Raw genomic sequence first — 15975 nt, 5'->3', positions numbered from 1 at the left:
ATGTTTGATTCAGGTCATAGGAACTTGTCTGAAATTCAGGCAGTCTTCCCCTTTGATAGAACTTTGTTAACCATGCCTTGGAGATTCACGATGTTTGCCAAACTTGTTGCAGTATCCCTGTTGACGCTGGCCAGCAGCCAACTGATGGCAGCGGAGTGCAAGACCACCATCGATTCGACCGACCAGATGTCCTTCAACACCAAGGCCATCGAGATCGACAAGAGCTGCAAGACGTTCACCGTTGAGCTGACTCACTCGGGCAGCTTGCCGAAAAACGTCATGGGCCATAACTGGGTGCTGAGCAAAGAGGCTGACATGCAGCCGATCGCCACCGATGGCCTGGGCGCCGGTATCGACAAGAACTACCTGAAGGAAGGTGATGCCCGCATCATCGCCCACACCAAGATCATCGGTGCCGGTGAGAAAGACTCGGTGACCTTCGACGTATCGAAACTGGACGCCGCTGAAAAGTACGGCTTCTTCTGCTCGTTCCCGGGCCACATCTCGATGATGAAAGGCACCGTTACCCTGAAGTAATCACTTCACAGGCACAAAAAAAGCGCCCCCGTGCAGGGCGCTTTTTTGTGTCTGGCCAATAATCGCATTTCCTGTGGGAGCGAGCCTGCTCGCGATGGCGGCGGCACATTCAACATCAATGCAAGCTGAACCACCGCTATCGCGAGCAAGCTCAGCTCTCACAGGGATCTGTGGTGAATGCAGAGTCTGCCAATACCCCGGAACCTCTGTGGGAGCGAGCCTGCTCGCGATGGCGGCGGCACATTCAACATCGATGCAAGCTGAACCACCGCTATCGCGAGCAAGCTCAGCTCCCACAGGGATCTGTGGTGAATGCAGAATCTGCCAATACCCCGGAACCTCTGTGGGAGCGAGCCTGCTCGCGATGACGGCGGCACATTCAACCATCAATGCAAGCTGAACCACCGCTATCGCGAGCAAGCTCAGCTCCCACAGGGATCTGTGGTGAATGCAGAGTCTGCCAATACCCCGGAACCTCTGTGGGAGCGAGCCTGCTCGCGATGGCGGCGGCACATTCAACATCAATGCAAGCTGAACCACCGCTATCGCGAGCAAGCTCAGCTCCCACAGGGATTGCCGGTCACGGGGCGTACGGCATCACCCGCTTGTGCTCAGTCTTGCGATAGGTCTCGCAAATGATCCTGGCCGCTTCTTCGCGAATCGGTTGGCCGTGCAGGAATGCATCGATCTCGGCGTAGGTCACGCCGTGGGACGCTTCGTCCGGTTTGCCTGGCGACAGGTCTTCGAGATCGGCGGTGGGGACTTTTTCCACCAGCGACTCCGGCGCGCCAAAGTCACGGGCGATGGCCCGGACCTGGTTTTTCACCAAACCGCTGAGCGGGGCCAAGTCACAAGCGCCATCACCGAACTTGGTGAAGAAACCCATCACTGCTTCGGCGGCATGATCGGTGCCGATCACCAGGCCGTGCTCGGTGCCCGCGATGGTGTATTGCGCCACCATGCGCATCCGCGCCTTGGTATTGCCCAGCACGAAATCCCGCGAGACCGCTGCCTTGCCTTCGAACGCCGCGACTTGATCGGCCAAGGCCTTGACCGCCGGACCGATGTTGACGGTATGGCGCTCGTCCGGTTCGATGAAGTCCACACAGGCTTGGGCTTCATGCTCGTCGAACTGGGTTTCGTACGGCAGGCGCACGGCGATGAACTTGTAGGCGGCGTTACCGGTTTTCTCCCGCAGTTCGCGCATGGCACGTTGGGCCAGCAGCCCGGCGGTCAACGAGTCAACGCCACCGCTGATGCCCAGCACGAGGGACTTGAGTCCGGAGTTGACCAGGCAATCCTGAATAAAGCTCACCCGACGGGCAATTTCGGCCTTGAGGGCGGCGTCATCGGCGAACGGCGGCTGGACCTTGAGCTGTTCAGCAATCTCACGCTGTACGGCTTGCATGAATTCACTCCTTGCTTGATGTGTCAGAAAGGGCGGCAGGTACTTGGAAAACGTGTCGCATGTAGGCGACGAAATTCGGGTCTTTGCAGTGGGTCTTGCCGGGCTCGTCTGAAATCTTGGCCACGGGTTGCCCATCACAGCTGATCATTTTAAGCACGATGCTCATCGGCTCTACACCTGGAATGTCACACGTCAGGTTGGTGCCAATACCGAAGCTGACATTAATGCGACCACGCAATGCCCGAAAAATCTCCAGGCATTTGGGCAATGTCAGGCTATCGGAGAACACCAGGGTCTTGCTCATCGGGTCGATGCCGAGCTTATGGTAGTGGGCAATGGCTTTTTCGGCCCAGATCACCGGGTCGCCCGAGTCATGGCGCAAGCCGTCGAACAGCTTGGCGAAGAACAGATCGAAATCCTTGAGGAAGGCGTCCATGGTGATGCAATCGGTCAGGGCGATCCCCAGCAGGCCTCGGTACTCGCGTACCCAGCAATCGAGGGCGGCGATCTGGCTGTCGATCAGCCGCGGGCCCAATTGCTGGTGGGCCATGATCCACTCATGGGCCATGGTGCCCAGGGGCTTCATGTCCAACTCCCGGGACAGGTGCACGTTACTGGTGCCGACGAAACGCCCGGGGAAGTCGTGCTTGAGCACGTTCACCACTTCTTCCTGGACACGGAAGGAAAAACGACGACGGGTGCCGAAGTCCGCGACTTGCAGTTCGGACAGTTCTTCGGCGCTGGCGTTGGCGCTCAACCAGTCGAACTTGCGATAAAGCTGTTCCCGCGTCTGTTCCAGGACGATTTCACGATAGCGATAACGATTGCGCACCTCGCTGACGATGGCCAGCAGCGGCACTTCGAACAGAATGACGTGCAGCCACGGCCCGCGCAGGCGGATGAACAACTCACCGTTTTCGATACCGGTGTGCACGTAGCGCAAGTTGAAGCGAAACAGGCCCAGGAACCGCAGGAAGTCCGGCTTCAGAAAGCTGATGCGCTCCAGGAAACCCAACTGGTCGGCGCTCAGGCTCAACTCGGCCAGGCGCTCGATCTGAAAGCGGATCTCCGCCAGGTAGGGGCGCAGGTCTTCGCTGTTGCGGCAACGAAACTCCCATTCGACTTCGACGTTGGGGTAGTTGTGCAACACCGCCTGCATCATCGTCAGTTTGTAGAAGTCGGTGTCGAGCAGGTTCTGCACGATACGATCGGCAAATACGCTCTCGCTCATGGCGGGCATCTCCAGACAGGCCGCTGCGGCGGGCAGCGGGATGCAGCGGTTTTTAAGTGAGGCGGCTAGTGGCGCATAACCGGGGCGGGTATTGCCAGTATTTTCTGTGGCAAAGCTATTTATCCTCCCTGCAGGGTGCGTAGGAGCTGTCGAGCGAAGCGAGGCTGCGATCTTTCCCCCGCTCATCGAATCTCAAGAGAAAGATCAAAAGATCGCAGCCTTCGGCAGCTCCTACGGTGCATCCGCGTGCTCGATCTGCTCCAGCATCCACTCCACAAAAAGCCGCACCTTGGGCACCTCCGCCGAATGTTCCGGATAGGCCAGGTAATAGGCATTGGTGCTGGGCATCGCGTGGGGCCAGGGGATGACCAGTTTGCCGTCGGCCAGTTCTTCTTCCACCAGAAACCGCGGCAGCAGGGCGACGCCGCAGCCGACCTGGGCCGCGCGAATGCACATGTAGAAGGTTTCGAAACGCGGCCCGTGGTAGCTGTGTTCGGTGTGGTAGCCCTGGTGGTCGAACCAGTCGTGCCAAGCCTGGGGCCGCGAGGCGTTTTGCAGCAGCACCAGCTCGGCCAGTTGGGTCGGGTCGGTGAAAGGCTGCGCAGGCAGGCTGCCGGGCGCGCAGACCGGCACCAGTTCTTCACCAAACAGCTTCAGGGATTCGGTGCCGGGTCGCGAACCGTGGCCGAAATAGAACGCCAGGTCGCTGCGCCCTTGCAGCAAGTCATCGGCCTCCTGCTCGCTGCACAGGTCCAAGTGAATCGTCGGATGCCGCAGTCGCCAGCCTTTCAAGCGTGGGACCAGCCAGCGGGCACCGAAGGTCGGAGGCGTGGAAACGCGCAGGACTTCGGTGTCGCCACCGTAGGAGCGCAGGTAGTGCGTAGACATCTCCACCTGCGTGAGGATTTTTCGCACTTCCCCCAGGTACAAATCACCGGCGGGCGTCAGCTGCAAGCGTCGGCGCACGCGCCGGAACAGCAAGTGCTGCAGCAGCTCCTCCAGTTGCGCGACTTGTTTGCTGACGGCGCTCTGGGTCAGGTTCAGCTCTTCGGCGGCACGGGTGAAGCTCAGGTGGCGGGTCACCGCTTCGAAGCATTGCAGCGCCGTGATCGACGGCAAATAGCGTTTGTTGAGCATATGAGGCCTTATTTCTTGTGGCGCTGCTTATCCGGTCATGGCCAGCATGAATAAACGGAATGATATCTCGCTTAAAGGTCGTTTGTTGGCAAGTCTCGAGCCAGCTACAACTACAGGTCTGATCAGTCGCATTCGTCCGGCTGCCACTCCTTTTGTCTTTCGTGTGAGGAAATTTCCATGGTTGCTGCATTGCTTGATCGCTTGGGCGTCGACTCGGCCCTGTACCAGAACGGCACACAACCGGTGCATTCGCCCGTTGATGGCAGCCGTATTGGCGCCGTGAACTGGGAAGGCGCGGCTGAAGTCGAGCAGCAGGTCAGCCGTGCCGAACACGCCTTCGACCTGTGGCGCCAGGTGCCGGCCCCACGTCGCGGCGAGCTGGTGCGTCAATTTGGCGACCTGTTGCGTGAATACAAGGCCGACCTTGGCGAACTGGTGTCGTGGGAAGCCGGCAAGATCACCCAGGAAGGCCTGGGTGAAGTGCAAGAGATGATCGACATCTGCGACTTCGCCGTCGGCCTGTCCCGCCAGCTGTACGGCCTGACCATCGCCTCCGAGCGTCCGGGCCACCACATGCGTGAGTCCTGGCATCCGCTGGGCGTGGTCGGCGTGATCAGCGCCTTCAACTTCCCGGTGGCGGTCTGGGCCTGGAACACCACGCTGGCGCTGGTGTGCGGCAACGCCGTGATCTGGAAACCGTCGGAAAAGACCCCGCTCACCGCCCTGGCGTGCCAGGCGCTGTTCGAGCGTGTGCTGAAGAATTTCAGCGACGCGCCCCCGTACCTGAGCCAGGTGATCATCGGCGGTCGCGATGCCGGTGAAGCGTTGGTGGATGACCCGCGTGTGGCGTTGATCAGCGCCACGGGCAGCACCCGCATGGGCCGTGAAGTGGCACCGAAGGTCGCTGCGCGGTTCGCCCGCAGCATTCTGGAACTGGGCGGCAACAACGCCATGATCCTGGCACCGAGCGCCGACCTGGACATGGCCGTGCGCGCCATCCTGTTCAGTGCCGTCGGCACCGCCGGCCAGCGTTGCACCACCCTGCGCCGGCTGATTGCCCACGAGTCGGTGAAGGAAGAAATCGTCACCCGCCTCAAGGCCGCCTATTCGAAAGTGCGTATCGGCCATCCGTTGGAAGGCAACCTGGTCGGGCCGCTGATCGACAAGCACAGCTTCGACAACATGCAGGATGCACTAGAGCAGGCCTTGAGCGAAGGCGGGCGAGTCTTTGGCGGCAAGCGCCAGCTTGAAGACCAGTTCCCGAATGCCTATTACGTCTCGCCAGCCATCGTCGAGATGCCCGAGCAAAGCGATGTGGTGCGCCACGAAACCTTCGCACCGATCCTGTACGTGGTCGGCTACAAGGACTTTGCCGAGGCCTTGCACCTGAACAATTCCGTGCCTCAAGGCCTGTCGTCCTGCATCTTCACCACCGACGTGCGTGAAGCCGAGCAATTCATGTCGGCGGTGGGCAGCGACTGCGGCATCGCCAACGTCAACATTGGCCCGAGCGGCGCGGAGATCGGTGGCGCATTCGGTGGTGAAAAAGAAACCGGCGGCGGTCGCGAATCCGGTTCCGACGCCTGGCGCGGCTACATGCGCCGCCAGACCAACACCGTGAACTACTCACTGGAGTTGCCGTTGGCCCAGGGGATTACGTTCGACTGAAGCCAATGCAGGACCCTTGTGGGAGCGAGCTCGCTCGCGAAGGCGGTGGATCAGTCGACATGGATGTTGAATGACCCACCACTATCGCGAGCACGCTCGCTCCCGCACTGAATTGTGTAGTGGTTGGGTTTCATTTTCGGAGTCTGGCAATGCCGTTACGCGAAGAATGTCTGTGGGAAAAACTAACGCCGCAAAGGCCTGAAAACAGCGTGCTCACCGGTGAAGTCACGGCCGATGTCTGCGTTATCGGTGCGGGTTTTACCGGGTTGTCGGCAGCGGTGCATTTGCTCGAACAAGGCAAGCGCGTGGTTGTGCTGGAAGCCCATCGGGCGGGCAATGGTGGATCGGGGCGTAACGTCGGGTTGGTCAACGCCGGCCTGTGGATCCCGCCGGATGACATCGAGGCCGGGTTCGGCGAGGCGGTGGGCAGCCAGCTCAACCGCATGCTGGGGGCCGCGCCGGCCCTGGTGTTCAGTCTTGTCGATAAATACAACATTGATTGCCAGCTGCGCCGCGAAGGCACCTTGCACATGGCCCATAACGCCCGGGGCGAGGCCGACCTGCGCAGTCGCGAAGAACAATGGAAGCGCCGCGGTGCCCCGGTGCAATTGCTCACCGGCCCGGCCTGTGTCGAGGCCACCGGCACGTCGAAAATCGCTGCGGCACTGCTCGACCGTCGCGCCGGCACGCTCAACCCGATGGCCTACACCAGCGGGTTGGCCAAGGCCGCCACGGACCTTGGCGGCCAGTTGTTCGACCATTCATCGGTGACGCGCCTGGAACGCCAAGGCCAGCGCTGGTCGGTGCAGACTGCCCAGGGTTCGGTGCTGGCCGAGCAGGTGGTGATCGCGTCCAACGCCTATACCGAGGGCGACTGGACCGAACTGCGGCGCAATTTCTTCCCCGGTTATTACTATCAGGTCGCCTCGGTCCCGCTGACCGACGAGGCTGCCCGACGCATTCTGCCGGGCGGGCAGGGCTCGTGGGATACCCGCCAGGTGTTGAGCAGCATCCGCCGGGACAAGGACGGCCGTTTGCTGCTGGGCAGCCTGGGCAACGGCAACCGCAAGCCGACCTGGTTCCTCAAGGCTTGGGCCGATCGGGTGCAGCAGCACTATTTTCCTTACCTCAAGTCGGTGGAGTGGGAGTGCACCTGGACCGGTTGCATTGCCTTTACCCCCGATCACTTGATGCGTCTGTTCGAGCCGGCCCCCGGGCTGGTGGCCGTGACCGGCTACAACGGCCGGGGCGTGACCACCGGCACGGTGGTCGGCAAGGCGTTCGCCGACTACCTGTGCCACGGCAATGCCCAGGCCCTGCCCATCCCGTTCACACCCATGCAGCCACTGGCCGGGGTGGGGTTGCGCAGCTGCCTGTATGAGGCGGGCTTTTCGCTGTATCACGCGGGCCAGTGCCTGCGGATCGTCATTTGAGTGTTGAAAATTGTTGCTGGAACCCGCGTTTTTCGGCGTAGCGTCTAGCCTGTTATGGTGCGGGTTGTAGCAATCGCGCACCGACAGTGTGCAGTTCGGTGACGTGGGTTGTTACACACTGGTTGCACGCCGTTTCGTGCGATGGTTGCAATGATGGCTCACGGAGGGTTTCACCCATTTAATTAAAAGGTTGCACCTCGTGCGGTTTAGACGGTTGCACGCCCTATGAAAAAGGGCTCGAAACAGTCGAAATAACAATAAAGCAGCGACTTTTTTCAGAATAAAAAACCGATGGCACGGCCCTTGCTCTGAGCTTTTCAGTGAAATGAAGTCGCAGTGCCAACTAAAAAAAACCTTGGAGCACCACCTCATGTCCCAGACGTTTTACAAGAAAGGTTTCCTGGCCCTCGCAGTGGCAGCTGCGCTGGGTGTTTCTGCGTTTGCTCAAGCTGATGTGAAATTTGGTGTGGCGGGGCCGATGACCGGCGCCAACGCTGCATTTGGCGAGCAGTACATGAAAGGTGCCCAGGCGGCAGCCGATGCCATCAACAAGGCAGGTGGCGTCAACGGTGAGAAGATCGTACTGGTCGCGGGTGACGACGCCTGCGAACCCAAGCAGGCCGTGGCCGTGGCCAACCGCCTGGTTGACCAGGACAAGGTGATCGGCGTGGTCGGGCACTTCTGCTCGTCCAACACCATCCCGGCCTCGGAGGTCTACGACGAAGCTGGCATCATCGCCATTACCCCGGGCTCCACCAACCCGGCAGTCACCGAGCGCGGCTTGAGCGCGATGTTCCGCATGTGCGGTCGTGACGACCAGCAGGGCATCGTGGCGGGTGACTACATCGTCGACGTGCTCAAGGGCAAGAAGGTGGCCGTGCTGCACGACAAGGACACCTATGGCCAAGGCCTGGCGGATGCCACCAAGGCACAGTTGGCCAAGCGCGGCGTGAACGCGGTGCTGTATGAAGGCCTGACCCGTGGCGAAAAAGACTTCAGTGCCGTGGTGACCAAGATCCGTGCGGCCGGTGCCGACGTGGTCTACTTCGGTGGCCTGCACCCGGAAGCCGGTCCGCTGGTTCGCCAGTTGCGCGAGCAAGGCCTCAAGGACGTGAAGTTCATGTCTGACGATGGCATCGTGACCGACGAACTGGTCACCACTGCCGGCGGCGCGCAATACGTCGATGGCGTGTACATGACCTTTGGCGCCGACCCGCGCCTGCTGCCAGACAGCAAGGCCGTGGTTGAAGAGTTCCGCAAGAACGGCACCGAGCCGGAAGGCTACACCTTGTACGCCTACGCTTCGGTCCAGGCCCTGGCCGCCGGTTTCAATGGCGCCAAGTCCAATAAGGGCGAAGACGCGTCCAAGTGGCTCAAGGCCAACTCGGTCCAGACCGTAATGGGCAAGAAGGAATGGGACACCAAGGGCGACTTGAAAGTCTCCGACTACGTGGTTTACCAGTGGGACAAGGAAGGCAAATACCACCAGCTGGAAAAACAGAAGTAAGGGCCGAAGCGACCGTCCACGCCTCCTCTGGAACCGGGCAAGCCCCGGTTTCCAAGGGCCGCGCGCCGGTCGTGGCTGACATTGCTCCGACGTAGATCTGTATTTTCCTTAGAAGAACCGCACACCTCAGGGTGTGCAGGTTCTCACTGCGTGAGATTGCGTTATGGATGGTATTTTCCTGCAGCAACTGATCAATGGCCTGACCCTCGGGTCGGTCTATGGTCTGATCGCCATCGGCTACACAATGGTCTACGGCATCATCGGCATGATCAACTTCGCCCACGGCGAGGTTTACATGATTTCCGCTTACCTCGCGGCAATCAGTCTGGCTCTGCTGGCTTACTTCGGTATTGAATCCTTTCCGCTTATGATCCTCGGCACCCTCGTGTTCACGGTCGTGGTCACCGGGGTCTATGGCTGGGTCATCGAACGCGTCGCCTATAAACCCCTGCGCAACTCCACCCGGCTGGCACCGCTGATCAGTGCCATCGGCATCTCGCTGATCCTGCAGAACTACGCGCAGATCAGCCAGGGCGCCCGCCAACAGGGCGTGCCGACACTGCTCGAAGGCGCCATGCGCGTCGACATCGGCAGCGGTTTCGTCCAGCTCACCTACACCAAGATTTTCATTCTGATTGCCGCGTTCGCCGGGATGGCCTTGCTGACCTACATCATCAAGTACACCAAGCTCGGACGCATGTGCCGCGCCACCCAGCAAGACCGCAAGATGGCCTCGATACTGGGGATCAACACCGATCGGGTCATCTCCTACGTGTTCATCATCGGTGCGGCCATGGCGGCCCTGGCCGGTGTGCTGATTACCATGAACTACGGCACGTTCGACTTCTATGCCGGTTTCATCATTGGCATCAAGGCATTTACCGCAGCGGTACTCGGCGGCATTGGCTCCCTGCCTGGGGCAATGCTCGGCGGGATCATCCTCGGCATCTCCGAGTCGCTGTTCTCCGGTCTGATCAACTCTGACTACAAAGACGTGTTCAGTTTCTCGCTGCTGGTGCTGATTCTGATTTTCCGTCCCCAAGGCCTGTTGGGTCGCCCACTCGTGGCGAAGGTATAAGTATGTCTGCTGCCAATAAATCGATTGATATCAAAAAGAGCGTCATCGACGCGATTCTGGCTGGCCTGATCTCGCTGATCGTGTTCGGGCCGATTGTCGGTGTGGTGCTCGACGGCTACAGCTTCAACCTGCAGCCGGCCCGCGTTGGCTGGCTGGTGGCGATCGTGATGATCGGGCGCTTTGCCTTGAGCCTGTTCCTGCAAACGCCCAAGGGGTTGAAGGTGCTCCAGGGTTTCGAAAGCACCGGCTCCGGCGTGCATGTGCTGCCACCGGACTACAAGTCGCGCCTGCGCTGGATCATCCCGGCGTTGATCGTGATTGCCATCGTGTTTCCGTTTTTCGCCAACAAATACGTGCTCACGGTGGTCATCCTCGGCTTGATCTATGTGCTGTTGGGCCTGGGCCTGAACATCGTGGTCGGCCTGGCGGGGCTGCTCGACCTGGGTTACGTGGCGTTCTACGCCATCGGCGCCTATGGCCTGGCGCTGGGCTATCAATACCTGGGGCTGGGGTTCTGGACAGTACTGCCACTGGCGGCCATCGCGGCGGCGATGGCGGGGTGCATATTGGGTTTCCCGGTCTTGCGAATGCACGGTGACTACCTGGCCATCGTGACCCTGGGGTTTGGCGAGATCATTCGCCTGATACTCAACAACTGGCTGTCGTTTACCGGCGGACCGAATGGCATGCCCGTGCCGTCGCCTACCTTTTTCGGCCTGGAGTTTGGTCGAAGAGCGAAAGATGGCGGGGTGCCGTTCCATGAGTTCTTCGGTATCGATTACAACCCGAACCTGAAATTCCTGTTCATCTACATTGTGCTGTTCATCGTTGTGCTGCTGGTGCTCTACATCAAGCATCGCCTGACCCGCATGCCAGTCGGGCGTGCCTGGGAAGCCTTGCGCGAGGATGAAATCGCCTGCCGCTCCATGGGCCTGAACCATGTGCTGGTCAAGCTCTCGGCCTTCACCATTGGCGCCTCCACGGCGGGCTTGGCTGGGGTGTTCTTTGCCAGTTACCAAGGCTTCGTCAACCCGTCTTCGTTCACCTTCTTCGAGTCGGCGCTGATCCTGGCCATCGTGGTGTTGGGCGGCATGGGTTCGACGGTTGGCGTGGTGATTGCCGCGTTCGTGCTCACCGTGGCGCCGGAGCTGCTGCGCAGCTTCTCTGAATACCGGGTGCTGCTGTTCGGCGTATTGATGGTGTTGATGATGATCTGGCGTCCTCGCGGCCTGATCCGTATCAGCCGTACCGGGGTGACGCCGCGCAAGGGGGTAGCGCCATGAGCGAAGTCGTACTCAAAGTTGAAAACCTGATGATGCAGTTCGGTGGCATCAGGGCCCTCAGCGACGTCAGCCTGCAAGTCAAACGCAACTCGATCTTTGCCCTGATCGGCCCCAATGGTGCGGGCAAGACCACGGTGTTCAACTGCCTGACCGGTTTCTACAAGGCTTCGGGCGGGAAGATCGAGCTCAACGTGCGTGGCGAGCAAACCAACGTCATCAAGCTGTTGGGCGAGGCGTTTCGCCCGACTGATTTCGTGTCGCCGAAGTCCTTCGCCAGTCGGCTGTACTACAAGATGTTCGGCGGCACCCATCTGGTGAACCGTGCCGGCCTGGCACGTACCTTCCAGAACATTCGCCTGTTCAAGGAAATGTCGGTGCTGGAAAACCTGCTGGTGGCCCAGCACATGTGGGTCAACCGCAGCATGGTGGCGGGTATCCTCAACACCAAGGGCTACCGCAAGGCCGAAAGCGACGCCTTGGACCATGCCTTCTATTGGCTGGAAGTGGTGGACCTGGTGGATTGCGCCAACCGCTTGGCGGGCGAGCTTTCCTATGGTCAGCAGCGGCGTCTGGAAATCGCTCGAGCCATGTGCACGCGTCCGCAGATCATCTGCCTCGATGAACCGGCCGCCGGCCTCAACCCCCAGGAAACCGAAGCACTGAGCGCGATGATCCGGCTGCTGCGCGACGAGCACGATCTGACCGTGGTGCTGATCGAACACGACATGGGCATGGTAATGAGCATTTCCGACCACATCGTGGTGCTGGACCACGGCAACGTGATCGCCGAGGGCGGTCCCGAGGCGATTCGCAACGATCCGAAGGTGATCGCGGCCTACCTGGGTGCCGATGAAGAGGAACTGGTATGAGTGGACCTATCCTCGAACTCAAGGAGCTGGACGTGTTCTACGGGCCAATCCAGGCCCTGAAAAAAGTCTCGATGCACATTGGTGAAGGCGAGACCGTGAGCCTGATCGGCACCAACGGGGCCGGCAAGTCCACGCTGCTGATGTCGATCTTCGGCCAGCCGCGTGCCGCGGGCGGGCAGATCATCTACCAGGGCGTGGACATTACCCACAAGTCGTCGCACTACATTGCCTCTAACGGCATTGCACAGTCGCCGGAAGGGCGGCGGGTTTTCCCGGACATGACCGTCGAGGAAAACCTGCTGATGGGCACCATTCCCATCGGTGACAAGTACGCCAGTGAAGACATGCAGCGCATGTTCGAGCTGTTTCCACGGCTCAAGGAGCGCCGCAACCAGCGGGCCATGACCATGTCCGGCGGCGAGCAGCAGATGCTCGCCATCGCCCGGGCATTGATGAGCCGGCCAAAGTTGCTGCTGCTCGATGAGCCGAGCCTGGGGCTGGCGCCAATCGTGGTGAAGCAGATCTTCGCCACCCTGCGTGAGCTGGCGTCCACCGGGATGACCATCTTCCTGGTGGAGCAGAACGCCAACCACGCCCTCAGGCTGTCGGACCGGGCCTATGTGATGGTCAACGGCGAAATTCGCCTGACCGGCACAGGCAAGGAGTTGCTCGCCAACGAGGAAGTGCGCAACGCGTACCTGGGCGGGCATTGAGGCGGTTGTTGCAATGAAAAAACCGGCGAGTGATCGCCGGTTTTTTTATCTCTCTTTCCAAACCCGCCTTCACCCTGTGGGAAAGTCCAATGTGGGGGCGAGCTTGCTCGCGATGACTTCGGGTCAGCTTGCATCAATGCTGAATGCCAGACCGCATAGCGAGCAAGCTCGCACAGGGGGGATTTCCAGTTTTCAAGAATTGTGGACAACAATCCTGACCCCCTGCGAAACCGCGACATAAAGTCGCCGCAAATAGTTGTTTTGTCACGGTTTTGACTTGTCCCCGTTTGCTGTGGAACTGGCTGTGGGTAACGTGGGAGTAGCTGGCTGCAAGCCTTTGAATACGTGGCTTTCAGGCGTGTGGTTGTTTTTTGATCAGGCGTTTTTAGTCAAGCGGGAGTGGCTGTTGTCAACACTTTTATGAACACCGCAATGGGCTCGAAAGACGGTGAACAAGCCTGTGGATAAGTCTGTGATTAAACTCTGGAAAGACCGCGCTGAGTACCGTCGTTACTGGCTTGGAGCCATCGCCCATGTCGCGTTGGCTTATAGCAGATAACTTGCGTTGCACAACCTCAGTTGCAGGGTCAAGCGAAAAAATTTTCCAAATATCCCGCAAAGCCTTATGCACAGCGGCTTGTGGGTTTTGCACTTGCCCCCGATTACTGTGGACGTGCCTGTGGATAAGGTACGGGCAACCGGCTGCGGCCCTTGTTGGACAAGGCCTGGCGTTGATTGGTTGTTTTATGAGCAGTTGTGGGGCAAAAGCCGTGTGCAAGCCTTGCCCCTACCGTGCCAGGGCGGGCATGCTGTGGGCCGATTTCCATTTAATGGCTGTTGAAGTTCAAACAAGGAGAACACGATGTCTGACACCCTGTTTATTACCGGCGCGACGTCCGGTTTTGGTGAAGCCTGTGCCCGTCGTTTTGCCGAGGCCGGTTGGAAACTGGTGCTGACCGGTCGTCGTGAAGAACGCCTCAATGCCCTCTGTGTCGAGCTGTCGAAGCAGACCGAAGTCCATGGCCTGGTATTGGACGTGCGTGACCGCAAGGCCATGGAAGAGGCAATCGCCAACCTGCCGCCATCTTTCGCCAAATTGCGCGGGCTGATCAACAACGCCGGCCTGGCCCTGGGCGTTGACCCGGCGCCCAAGTGCGACCTCGATGACTGGGACACCATGGTCGACACCAATGTGAAAGGGCTGATCTACAGCACTCGCTTGCTGTTGCCGCGCCTGATCGCCCACGGCCGTGGGGCCGGGATTGTCAACTTGGGCTCCATCGCCGGCAACTACCCGTATCCGGGCAGCCACGTGTATGGCGCGAGCAAGGCGTTCGTCAAGCAGTTCTCCCTGAATCTGCGTTGCGACCTGCAAGGTACGGGCGTGCGGGTGAGCAATATTGAGCCGGGCCTGTGCGAAAGCGAGTTTTCCCTGGTGCGCTTCGGTGGCGACCAGGACCGCTACAACGCTACCTACGCCGGTGCCGAGCCGATCCAGCCACAGGACATCGCCGATACGATTTTCTGGGTGCTCAATGCGCCAGCGCACATCAACATCAACAGCCTGGAGTTGATGCCGGTGAGCCAGACCTGGGCCGGGTTTGCCATTGAGCGCAACAAGGCATAAGACCGCGTTATCGTTTATCGCGGGCAAACCTTGCTCCCACCGGCCAGATTTATTTCTGGGAAGCAGGGCTGTCTCCCACCGGCCAGATTTGTCCCAAGGGAGCAGGGCTGTCTAATTTCCTGTGGGAGCAAGGCTTGCCCGCGATAGCGATTTGCCGATCAGCCTAGATAATCGGCGAGCCCGCGATAGCAGGTCAGCAGGTGATACGGCGTGGTGGACGGCATGTCCCGGCGGCTGACGATGCCGTCGGCGTCCAGGCATTCGTTCCAGCCCTTGGCATGCAGGAAATGCTGCTGCAGCGCCTGCAATTGACGCAGCAACAGCCCCTGGTTGTCCGGGCGCAAGGTGAGTGCCCGCAAGTATTCCGCCTGGGCCCAGATACGTTGGGTGGCATCGCGTGGGGCGGCCTGGGATCCCAAGGCAAGCATCGCACACACAGCGCCGGAGTCCTGGGCGACGCCGCGTTGTTCGGTATGGCCAAAGCTGTGCTCCAGGGCTGTGTGCAACTTGCCGTTGCGCAACAAGGGCGATGAGGCCAGCAGGTAATACCATTCGAACTGGTGCCCCGGTTCGAACCAGTTATCCACAGCCTTGAGCGGCTTCTCCATCATCACGCGTTGCTGCGGCTCGATGAAATGCTTGGACATCCCGTCGCACAGGCTCAGCAACGCTTGGCGCACGTTGGCGTCTTCGCGGACCGAAAGGGTGGCGAGGAACGCTTCGGCCAGGTGCATCAAGGGGTTTTGCAACGGGCCGGATCCGGTCGTCGACCAATCGCGCTTGAGGCTGGCGTCGTAGAGACCGTCTGCGCTGGCAAAGCGCTGGGCAATGACCTCCAGGCTCGCGTTGAGCACCGATTCCACCAGCGGTTCGCGGACCTTGCCCCAGTAATGAGCGCAGGCGAACAGGATAAAGGCGTGGGTGTAGAGGTCTTTGCCAGTGTCCAGCGGCGCGCCTTGCGGGTCGATGCTGTAGAACCAGCCGCCATGCTCGGCGTCGTGGAAATGACGCTGCAGTGAGCGAAACAGTGCACCGGCCCGTTCCTCGGCCTGGGGCACTTCGCCGATCAGGCTGGCGAACACATACAACTGCCGCGCACAGGCCATGGCGCGGTAGCGCTGGGGTGGTAGCGGTATATGTTCGGCATCGAGGGATTCATAGGGTAACGCCAGTTCGGCATTCCAGCCCGGGCCTTGCCACATTGGCACGATCACATCGTGAAAATGCTGACGCACCGTTGCGAACAGGGCAGTCAATTCGGGCTGGGGAGCGGGGCGGGAAGCATCGGGCATTGGCGGACGTCGTCACGGCTGGGGGCGATTGCGCGACATGGTAGCAGAGTGACCGACTCCAGAGAGATGGCGCCTGCAAGTCCGTCATCGCGAGCAAGCTCGCTCCCACAGGGGCCGGTGTATGCGATCAAGGTGTGGAAGCAGGCTGGATCCCACGGGGGCCGGTGTACCCGATCAAAGTGTGGAAGCAGG

At 60.1% G+C, this 15975-nt stretch carries 13 protein-coding genes; 9 read left to right on the top strand and 4 right to left on the bottom strand.

The genetic code is table 11. From position 1 onward, the window contains the following. Positions 1 to 90 precede the first annotated feature (90 nt). Positions 91 to 537, top strand: coding sequence for an azurin (gene azu / locus KI237_RS26750; protein ID WP_212797754.1), 447 nt, complete (start codon positions 91 to 93; stop codon positions 535 to 537). Between the two features lie 580 nt (positions 538 to 1117). On the opposite strand, the gene nadE is transcribed toward azu, so the two are convergent. The 3 genes from nadE to KI237_RS26735 all read right to left on the bottom strand — a co-directional run bounded on the left by nadE (position 1118) and on the right by KI237_RS26735 (position 4313). Further along, positions 1118 to 1945, bottom strand: coding sequence for an NAD(+) synthase (gene nadE / locus KI237_RS26745; RefSeq protein ID WP_212797753.1), 828 nt, complete (start codon positions 1943 to 1945; stop codon positions 1118 to 1120). Between the two features lie 4 nt (positions 1946 to 1949). After that, on the bottom strand, positions 1950 to 3176 hold the full coding sequence (gene pncB, locus KI237_RS26740) for a nicotinate phosphoribosyltransferase (RefSeq protein WP_212797752.1): 1227 nt from the start codon (positions 3174 to 3176) through the stop codon (positions 1950 to 1952). A gap of 231 nt (positions 3177 to 3407) precedes the next feature. After that, positions 3408 to 4313, bottom strand: coding sequence for a LysR family transcriptional regulator (locus KI237_RS26735; protein ID WP_212797751.1), 906 nt, complete (start codon positions 4311 to 4313; stop codon positions 3408 to 3410). A gap of 177 nt (positions 4314 to 4490) precedes the next feature. Between KI237_RS26735 and amaB the strand changes: the two genes are divergently transcribed. The 8 genes from amaB (at position 4491) to KI237_RS26695 (ending at position 14491) form a co-directional block, all read left to right on the top strand. Continuing rightward, positions 4491 to 5981, top strand: coding sequence for an L-piperidine-6-carboxylate dehydrogenase (gene amaB / locus KI237_RS26730; protein ID WP_212797750.1), 1491 nt, complete (start codon positions 4491 to 4493; stop codon positions 5979 to 5981). 149 nt (positions 5982 to 6130) lie between these two features. Then, on the top strand, positions 6131 to 7414 hold the full coding sequence (gene amaA / locus KI237_RS26725; protein ID WP_212797749.1) for an L-pipecolate oxidase: 1284 nt from the start codon (positions 6131 to 6133) through the stop codon (positions 7412 to 7414). 370 nt (positions 7415 to 7784) lie between these two features. Beyond that, positions 7785 to 8921: a branched-chain amino acid ABC transporter substrate-binding protein gene (locus KI237_RS26720; RefSeq protein WP_212797748.1), complete on the top strand. Its 1137-nt coding sequence runs from the start codon at positions 7785 to 7787 to the stop codon at positions 8919 to 8921. 163 nt (positions 8922 to 9084) lie between these two features. Next, positions 9085 to 9999, top strand: a complete 915-nt coding sequence (locus tag KI237_RS26715) for an ABC transporter permease subunit (RefSeq protein ID WP_053181516.1) — start codon at positions 9085 to 9087, stop codon at positions 9997 to 9999. Between the two features lie 2 nt (positions 10000 to 10001). After that, positions 10002 to 11282, top strand: a complete 1281-nt coding sequence (gene livM, locus KI237_RS26710; protein ID WP_212797747.1) for a high-affinity branched-chain amino acid ABC transporter permease LivM — start codon at positions 10002 to 10004, stop codon at positions 11280 to 11282. After that, positions 11279 to 12151, top strand: a complete 873-nt coding sequence (locus KI237_RS26705; protein ID WP_212797746.1) for an ABC transporter ATP-binding protein — start codon at positions 11279 to 11281, stop codon at positions 12149 to 12151. Before livM ends, KI237_RS26705 begins: the two co-directional genes overlap by 4 nt. After that, on the top strand, positions 12148 to 12864 hold the full coding sequence (locus tag KI237_RS26700) for an ABC transporter ATP-binding protein (protein ID WP_212797745.1): 717 nt from the start codon (positions 12148 to 12150) through the stop codon (positions 12862 to 12864). Before KI237_RS26705 ends, KI237_RS26700 begins: the two co-directional genes overlap by 4 nt. Positions 12865 to 13726: 862 nt before the next feature. Then, positions 13727 to 14491 carry an SDR family oxidoreductase gene (locus tag KI237_RS26695; RefSeq protein ID WP_212797744.1) on the top strand — a complete coding sequence of 255 codons (765 nt, stop codon included), beginning with the start codon at positions 13727 to 13729 and terminating at the stop codon, positions 14489 to 14491. Positions 14492 to 14649: 158 nt separating this feature from the next. Here the strand turns inward: KI237_RS26695 and KI237_RS26690 are convergent, their stop codons facing one another. After that, entirely contained in the window at positions 14650 to 15783 is a 1134-nt protein-coding gene (locus KI237_RS26690) for an AGE family epimerase/isomerase (RefSeq protein ID WP_212797743.1), read from the bottom strand. Positions 15784 to 15975: the final 192 nt, after the last annotated feature.

The sequence above is a fragment of the Pseudomonas sp. St316 genome, from assembly GCF_018325905.1.
In the GTDB taxonomy this organism is placed as follows: Bacteria; Pseudomonadota; Gammaproteobacteria; order Pseudomonadales; family Pseudomonadaceae; genus Aquipseudomonas.
Note: the sequence above shows the minus strand (reverse complement) of the source record. Positions and strands in the feature narration are given on the sequence as shown.

Coding starts and splice junctions, on each gene's coding strand:
- KI237_RS26715 (WP_053181516.1), top strand. CDS start 9,085: ATGGATGGTATTTTCCTGCAGCAACTGATCAATGGCCTGACCCTCGGG.
- pncB (WP_212797752.1), bottom strand. CDS start 3,176: ATGAGCGAGAGCGTATTTGCCGATCGTATCGTGCAGAACCTGCTCGAC.
- KI237_RS26720 (WP_212797748.1), top strand. CDS start 7,785: ATGTCCCAGACGTTTTACAAGAAAGGTTTCCTGGCCCTCGCAGTGGCA.
- KI237_RS26735 (WP_212797751.1), bottom strand. CDS start 4,313: ATGCTCAACAAACGCTATTTGCCGTCGATCACGGCGCTGCAATGCTTC.
- KI237_RS26695 (WP_212797744.1), top strand. CDS start 13,727: ATGTCTGACACCCTGTTTATTACCGGCGCGACGTCCGGTTTTGGTGAA.
- amaA (WP_212797749.1), top strand. CDS start 6,131: ATGCCGTTACGCGAAGAATGTCTGTGGGAAAAACTAACGCCGCAAAGG.
- KI237_RS26690 (WP_212797743.1), bottom strand. CDS start 15,783: ATGCCCGATGCTTCCCGCCCCGCTCCCCAGCCCGAATTGACTGCCCTG.
- livM (WP_212797747.1), top strand. CDS start 10,002: ATGTCTGCTGCCAATAAATCGATTGATATCAAAAAGAGCGTCATCGAC.
- amaB (WP_212797750.1), top strand. CDS start 4,491: ATGGTTGCTGCATTGCTTGATCGCTTGGGCGTCGACTCGGCCCTGTAC.
- nadE (WP_212797753.1), bottom strand. CDS start 1,945: ATGCAAGCCGTACAGCGTGAGATTGCTGAACAGCTCAAGGTCCAGCCG.
- azu (WP_212797754.1), top strand. CDS start 91: ATGTTTGCCAAACTTGTTGCAGTATCCCTGTTGACGCTGGCCAGCAGC.
- KI237_RS26705 (WP_212797746.1), top strand. CDS start 11,279: ATGAGCGAAGTCGTACTCAAAGTTGAAAACCTGATGATGCAGTTCGGT.
- KI237_RS26700 (WP_212797745.1), top strand. CDS start 12,148: ATGAGTGGACCTATCCTCGAACTCAAGGAGCTGGACGTGTTCTACGGG.